Origin of the sequence: Pseudomonas sp. NPDC087626, assembly GCF_044743405.1 — a bacterium.
Classification (GTDB): domain Bacteria; phylum Pseudomonadota; class Gammaproteobacteria; order Pseudomonadales; family Pseudomonadaceae; genus Aquipseudomonas.
Genome location: NZ_JBIUWJ010000003.1, coordinates 246,889 through 253,024, shown reverse-complemented (window position 1 = coordinate 253,024; position 6,136 = coordinate 246,889). Strand labels below are relative to the sequence as shown.

At 59.0% G+C, this 6,136-nt stretch carries 7 protein-coding genes and 1 pseudogene; all 8 read right to left on the bottom strand.

Annotation, left to right across the window (positions count from 1 at the left end; translation table 11 throughout):
• Positions 1–175: pseudogene (locus tag ACIOVD_RS04735) on the bottom strand (peptidoglycan-associated lipoprotein); the annotation flags it as partial.
• 52 nt (positions 176–227) lie between these two features.
• On the bottom strand, positions 228–1,508 hold the full coding sequence (tolB, locus tag ACIOVD_RS04730) for a Tol-Pal system beta propeller repeat protein TolB (protein ID WP_174244593.1): 1,281 nt from the start codon (positions 1,506–1,508) through the stop codon (positions 228–230).
• A gap of 17 nt (positions 1,509–1,525) precedes the next feature.
• On the bottom strand, positions 1,526–2,605 hold the full coding sequence (gene tolA, locus ACIOVD_RS04725; RefSeq protein ID WP_401126378.1) for a cell envelope integrity protein TolA: 1,080 nt from the start codon (positions 2,603–2,605) through the stop codon (positions 1,526–1,528).
• Positions 2,605–3,057: a protein TolR gene (gene tolR / locus ACIOVD_RS04720; RefSeq protein WP_162530237.1), complete on the bottom strand. Its 453-nt coding sequence runs from the start codon at positions 3,055–3,057 to the stop codon at positions 2,605–2,607. Before tolR ends, tolA begins: the two co-directional genes overlap by 1 nt.
• A gap of 23 nt (positions 3,058–3,080) precedes the next feature.
• Complete coding sequence (gene tolQ, locus ACIOVD_RS04715) at positions 3,081–3,776, bottom strand: protein TolQ (protein ID WP_034149144.1); 696 nt, start codon at positions 3,774–3,776, stop codon at positions 3,081–3,083.
• Positions 3,766–4,233: a tol-pal system-associated acyl-CoA thioesterase gene (gene ybgC / locus ACIOVD_RS04710; protein WP_095165676.1), complete on the bottom strand. Its 468-nt coding sequence runs from the start codon at positions 4,231–4,233 to the stop codon at positions 3,766–3,768. Before ybgC ends, tolQ begins: the two co-directional genes overlap by 11 nt.
• A 137-nt stretch (positions 4,234–4,370) precedes the next feature.
• Complete coding sequence (gene ruvB, locus ACIOVD_RS04705) at positions 4,371–5,432, bottom strand: Holliday junction branch migration DNA helicase RuvB (protein ID WP_095165677.1); 1,062 nt, start codon at positions 5,430–5,432, stop codon at positions 4,371–4,373.
• Entirely contained in the window at positions 5,433–6,044 is a 612-nt protein-coding gene (gene ruvA / locus ACIOVD_RS04700) for a Holliday junction branch migration protein RuvA (RefSeq protein WP_095165679.1), read from the bottom strand. It abuts the gene before it with no gap.
• Positions 6,045–6,136 lie beyond the last annotated feature (92 nt).

Sequence of the window (6,136 nt, the reverse complement as noted above, 5' to 3'; positions counted from 1 at the left end):
GCAGAGCAGCTTCTTCGCTCAGGGAGCCGTCAACAGCACCAGTGTTAGCGCCGTAACCAGCGTTTGGATCAACAGCGCCTTCACCGGCGTTGTCGCCGCCTTTGGACGAGCAACCTACAGCTACAGCCATGGCCAGGGCCAGCGCAGCAAACTTACCAAACTTCAGCATTTCCATCGTGAAACTCCTAATGAACCCCAATGTGTTAAGTACAACGTATAGCGCCGCGTCAGTTCAGGTAAGGGGACCAGGAAGGTTCTCTGACTTCGCCTTGTGCGGTAGGAAGCGGGAGCCTTACGCGTCCATTGATGGACACGAGCATCAAGACTCCCCGGCCCTGCTGGCGGGTGGCGTAGATTACCATGGTGCCGTTGGGCGCAACAGTAGGCGACTCGTCCAGAGTGCTATCAGTTAGGATTTTTACACTACCGCGCTGCAAATCCTGGGCCGCCACCTTGAAATTGGTGAAACCTTGCTGGCGATGGATCATCACCAGAGTCTTTTCGTCGGCCGACAATTTCGGGTTGGCGTTGTAGTTGCCGATAAAGGTTACGCGCTCGGCACCGCCGCCACTGGCGCTGGTCTTGTAGATCTGCGGCTTGCCGCCACGGTCGGAGGTGAAGTAGATGGTCGAGCCATCCTTGCCCCAGAACGGTTCGGTGTTGATGCCAGGCCCTGCAGTCACGCGGGTGATCTGGCGCGAACCCAGGTTCATCACGTAGATATCCGGGTTACCGTCCTTGGACAGTACGAACGCCAGGCGCGAACCATCCGGAGACCAGGCTGGAGCACCGTTGAGGCCTTCGAAGTTGGTGATCTGCTCACGACGACCAGTGTCGATGTTCTGCATGAAGATCCGCGGACGCTTCTGCTCGAAGGAGACATAGGCGATACGCTTGCCATCGGGGGCAAAACGCGGCGACAGGATCGGCTCACGGGACTGTAGCAGGGTCACTGCACGCGCACCGTCATAGTCCGAGCGTTGCAGGGTGTAGCGAGTGTTCTTCTCGGAGAAACGCTCGGCCGTCACGTACAGCAGACGAGTCGAGAACGCGCCCTTGATGCCCACCAGCTTCTCAAACGACTGGTCCGAAATGTAGTGCGCCATGTCGCGCAACTGGTCAACGCCGCCGGAAACGCTGCCGGTCAGCACTTGCTGCTCGGTGTTGACGTTGAACAGGGCGTACTGCACCTGCAGGCGACCGCCGGCCGGAACAATGCTGCCGACCATGATGTACTGAGCGCCCAGGGCCTTCCAGTCGCGGTAGATGACTTCGCTGGCCTGGGTTGGCTGGCTGATCATGTTCTGCTTGGGAATAGGCGAGTAGTAACCCGAGTTGCGCAAATCGTTACCAATGATTTCCGCCATGTCGTCCGGCAGCACGCTGCCGCCCTGCCAGCCGAACGGCACTACCGCGATCGGGGTCGCCCGATCACTGCCGCTGGTGACCAGAATGTTCTTTTCATCCGCCGCCGCTATCCCTGCCATGCAGCAAATAACGACAAGCATTCCTCGAAGAAGGTTTCTCACAAGGCTAGATCCTCAGGTGTGAATGTCATCTTGAATGAACGATAGGGAGCGAAATCGCTCGGCTTCATTCCCTGCATTTCTGTCAAACGTCCAATGTTTTTGACCGCTGCTACAGCCGAGCTGTCGAACGGACCATCGCCACTGGACTTGGCTACCGTGACCGAAGTCACCGTACCATCGGGCAACATGCCAATTTGCAGCACGACCGTCATGTTCTTGCGTGCCGAAGGAGGACGCGCCCAGCCTTCCGCTGCACGTGCACGAATCAGGTCGTCGAAACTGCCCGCGACTTCATCGCCTCGTTCATCGGCCAAGGCCTGCTGACGCTGCGGCGTGTCGGAAAGCAAATCTGCCAGGGCCTGGGCCTTTTTCTCTTCGGCGGATTTACGTGCCGCTTCCTGCGATTTTTTCTTCGCAGCATCGGCAGCAGCTTTCTTCTTCGCATCATCGGCGACTTTCTTCTTCGCCTCGTCCGCTTCAGCTTTCTTCTTGGCGTCGTCCGCGGCTTTTTTCTTCGCGTCTTCGACTACTTTCTTCTTCGCTTCTTCAGCGGCCGCTTTCTTGGCCTCTTCTTCAGCTTTCTTCTTGGCTTCTTCTTCGGCTTTCTTCTTGGCTATATCAGCCAATTGTTTCTCTTCTGCCTTCTTGGCCTCGGCGGTCTTCTTTGCTTCATCGGCTTTCTTGGCTTCATCAGCCTTTTTCGCTTCGTCGGCTTTCTTCGACTCGTCGGCCTTCTTGGCTTCCTCGGCCTTTTGAGCCGCCTCTTCTTTCTTTTGTTCCGCAGCCTTCACCGCTTCCTGCTCGACCTTCTTCTGCTCCATCTGTTCGACTTCGGTCTGGCGCGCAGCGGATTTCTTCGCTTCACCCGCAATCTTCTGATTGGTCTGGGTGGTCGCCTGACTTTTCGATTTCAACTGGTACAGGGTCGCCTGGACAATCGGCTTGGCCGGCGGCAGCTCCGGGGTAAAGGCAAAGCTGACGAACAGCATGCCGAACACCAGCACGTGCAAGCCAATTGCCCAGACACTAGGCCAGAAGTAGCTTTCCGAGGCTGTTGGCTCTCGCTGTTGCTGCATCAGGGCGCCTCGGTAATCAAGCCAACGTTACCGACTCCGGCTTTCTGCAACCCACCCATCGCGCCCATGACGGCGCCGTAGTCGACGGTCTTGTCGCCACGAATGAACACTTGGGTGTGCTTGCCACCTTCGTTGCCGGCGCGAATGATCTTGGTCACCGCATCAGTCATCTGCGGCAGGGTCATTGCCCGGTCCTGCTGCTTCTCGGTGTCGACTTCACTGCCAAGGTTCCAGTAGTAGGTCTTGTCAGCCTTGATCGAAATGGTCAGGACCTGGGTGTTGTTGTCTTGCGGCAAGGCTTCGCTGGAAACCTTGGGCAAATCAACTTTCACGCCCTGATTGAGCATCGGCGCGGTCACCATGAAGATGACCAGCAGTACCAGCATCACGTCGATGTAAGGTACTACGTTCATCTCGGCGACCGGCTTGCGCTTTTTGCGAGCTCGAGCGATTAAAGCCATTGGGAAATACCTGCTTATTCTTCGCTGGTGTGCACTTTACGGTGCAGGATCGCCTGGAATTCATCGGCGAAGGTGTAGTAGCGGCTGATCAGGGTTTCGCTGCGCGCGGCAAAGCGGTTGTACGCAATGACGGCCGGGATGGCGGCGAACAGGCCGATGGCGGTGGCGATCAGTGCCTCGGCGATACCCGGGGCCACGGTGGCCAAGGTCGCTTGCTGGGCAGTGGCCAGGCCGCGGAAGGAGTTCATGATGCCCCAGACGGTACCGAACAGGCCGATGTACGGGCTGACCGAACCAACGGTAGCGAGGAATGGCAGGCTCTGCTCGAGCTTCTCTTCTTCGCGGGAAATAGCCACGCGCATGGCACGGGCAACGCCCTCCATGACCGCTTCCGGATCAACACCCGGTTGCTGGCGCAGACGGGAGAACTCCTTGAAGCCGGCACGGAAGATCTGCTCGACGCCCGAATCCGGATCAGGGTTGCTGCCCGCCTGACGGTACAGCTTGGACAGGTCGATACCCGACCAGAAGCGCTCCTCGAAGCTCTCCAGGGCACGTCGACCGGCACGCAGCAGGTTGCTGCGCTGAAAGATCATGATCCATGAGGTCACCGATGCGGCTACCAGGGTCAGCATTACCAGTTGCACCACGATACTGGCATTGCTAACCAGGCTCCACATGGAGGAATGGTCGACGACGTTAGCTTCCACGCTTTATCTCCTGCTTTGAGTGTGTACCCGCGCCGCTCACGTCGGCAAAGGCCGCACGTAGAGCTTCGGGAATGGCCCGGGGTTTCAAACTATGGGTGCGCACACAGGCCACCAAAAACTGCCCTTCGCAGAGCAGTGCATTATCCGCGGCTCGCCTGACCTGCTGCTTGAAGCGCAGGCTGACACGGTTCAATTCGATTACTTCAGCACTTACCACAAGCTCGTCGTCCAGTCGCGCCGGCGCGTGGTAGCGCGCTTCGCTGGAATGCACGACAAACAACAGGTCCTCGCCTGCCAGCTGTGACTGGGCAAAGCCCAACTCACGTAGCCGCTCGGTCCGAGCCCGTTCCATAAACTTGAGGTAATTAACGTAATACACGATGCCGCCAGCATCGGTGTCCTCGTAATAAACGCGACAACGATGTGCGAACGACTCTAGCCCGTTTTGCGCGCGCATACTCTAGTGCTTACTCCTCAGGTTGCCAATCCAGCCAGGCAACTGTTTTTTCATTCTTCTGCGCCTTTGCTGCCAAACAAGGGTTCGCCAGCCACCTAGGACCACACAAAACCCGAATAAATCGGCGCAGACCGTCATTAATCGTCCACTGCATCCAGAAATGCGTCTACTGCGGGCATTTCACCCATGCGCGTCGGAATGTTCAGGCCAAAGTGCAAATAAGCATGCCGGGTCACTACCCGCCCACGGGGAGTGCGCATGATGTAGCCCTGCTGGATCAGGTACGGCTCCAGCACGTCTTCAATGGTGTGCCGCTCTTCACTGATGGCCGCCGCCAGACTGTCGACCCCCACCGGGCCGCCATCGAACTTCTCGATCATGGTCAGCAGCAAACGCCGGTCCTGGTGATCGAAACCACGCTCATCGACGTCCAGCAGGTTGAGCGCCAGGTCGGCGATCGGCTTGGTGATGTGGCCCTTGGCCCGGACTTCGGCGAAATCCCGCACCCGCCGCAGCAGGCGGTTGGCGATACGTGGCGTGCCGCGGGCCCGGCGGGCGATTTCGAACGCCCCTTCAGGGTCCAGCGGCAGCCCGAGGATACCGGCCGAACGACTGACGATCGTCGCCAGGTCGGCGGTGCTGTAGAACTCCAGGCGCTGGACGATGCCGAAGCGGTCGCGCAGCGGGTTGGTCAGCATGCCGGCGCGGGTGGTCGCCCCCACCAGGGTGAACGGCGGCAGGTCGAGCTTGATGGAACGTGCCGCCGGGCCTTCGCCGATCATGATATCGAGCTGGAAGTCCTCCATGGCCGGGTACAGCACTTCCTCGACAATCGGCGACAGGCGATGGATTTCATCGATGAACAGCACGTCATGGGGTTCGAGGTTGGTCAGCAGTGCCGCCAGGTCGCCGGGGCGCTCCAGGACTGGGCCCGATGTACTTTTGATCGACACGCCCATTTCCTGGGCGATGATGTTGGCCAGCGTGGTTTTACCGAGGCCCGGCGGACCGAAGATCAGCGTGTGGTCCAGGGATTCGTTGCGCCCGCGCGCCGCCTGGATGAACAGCTCCATCTGCTCGCGAACGGTCGGCTGGCCAATGTATTCGGCCAGGCTGACCGGGCGAATGGCCCGATCCTGGACTTCTTCGCGGTCACGCGGGCCACCGGTGGCGGTAATCAGACGATCAGCTTCAATCACTTAGATCATTCCCTTCAGGGCACGACGAATCAGGTCTTCACTGCTCAAGCCTTTCTCCTTGATCGCGGAAATCGCCTTGCTGGCTTCCTGCGGCTTGTAGCCCAGGGAGATCAGCGCGCTGACCGCATCGTTCTCCGCCGAAGCCACCGGTTGCGCCGGGCCATCAGGCTGGTTCGGCACCAGGGCAAACATGCTCGGCACGGCTTCCCAGGCCTTGAAGCGGTCCTTGAGTTCCACCAGCAAGCGCTCGGCGGTCTTTTTGCCGACACCCGGCACCTTGGTCAGCGCCGAAGTGTCCTGGGCCTGCACGCAACGCACCAGTTCATCGACTTCAAGGCTCGACATCAACGCCAGCGCCAGTTTCGGACCGACCCCATTGAGACGGATCAACTCGCGGAAAAAGTCCCGATCACGCTTGCCGATGAAACCATAAAGCAACTGGGCATCTTCGCGCACCACCAAATGGGTGTGCAGGGTTATCGGCTCTCCGATCGACGGCAGTCGATAGAGGGTGGTCATCGGCACTTCCAGCTCATAGCCCAGGCCGTTGACATCCAGTATCAGGTGCGGCGGCTGTTTCTCAGCCAAGGTGCCGCGCAAACGTCCAATCACGTTTCAAATCCTTAAGCGTTAGCCAGATCAGGCGTTCGAAGAGCAAAGTGAGCGAGGTCGCCGCCAGTCCAGGCGCAAATCGCTCAACCAAT

Bases quoted from the DNA above. Each gene is read 5' to 3' on its own strand.
- tolA (WP_401126378.1), bottom strand. From the start codon at position 2,605: ATGCAGCAACAGCGAGAGCCAACAGCCTCGGAAAGCTACTTCTGGCCT.
- ybgC (WP_095165676.1), bottom strand. From the start codon at position 4,233: ATGCGCGCGCAAAACGGGCTAGAGTCGTTCGCACATCGTTGTCGCGTT.
- tolB (WP_174244593.1), bottom strand. From the start codon at position 1,508: ATGCTTGTCGTTATTTGCTGCATGGCAGGGATAGCGGCGGCGGATGAA.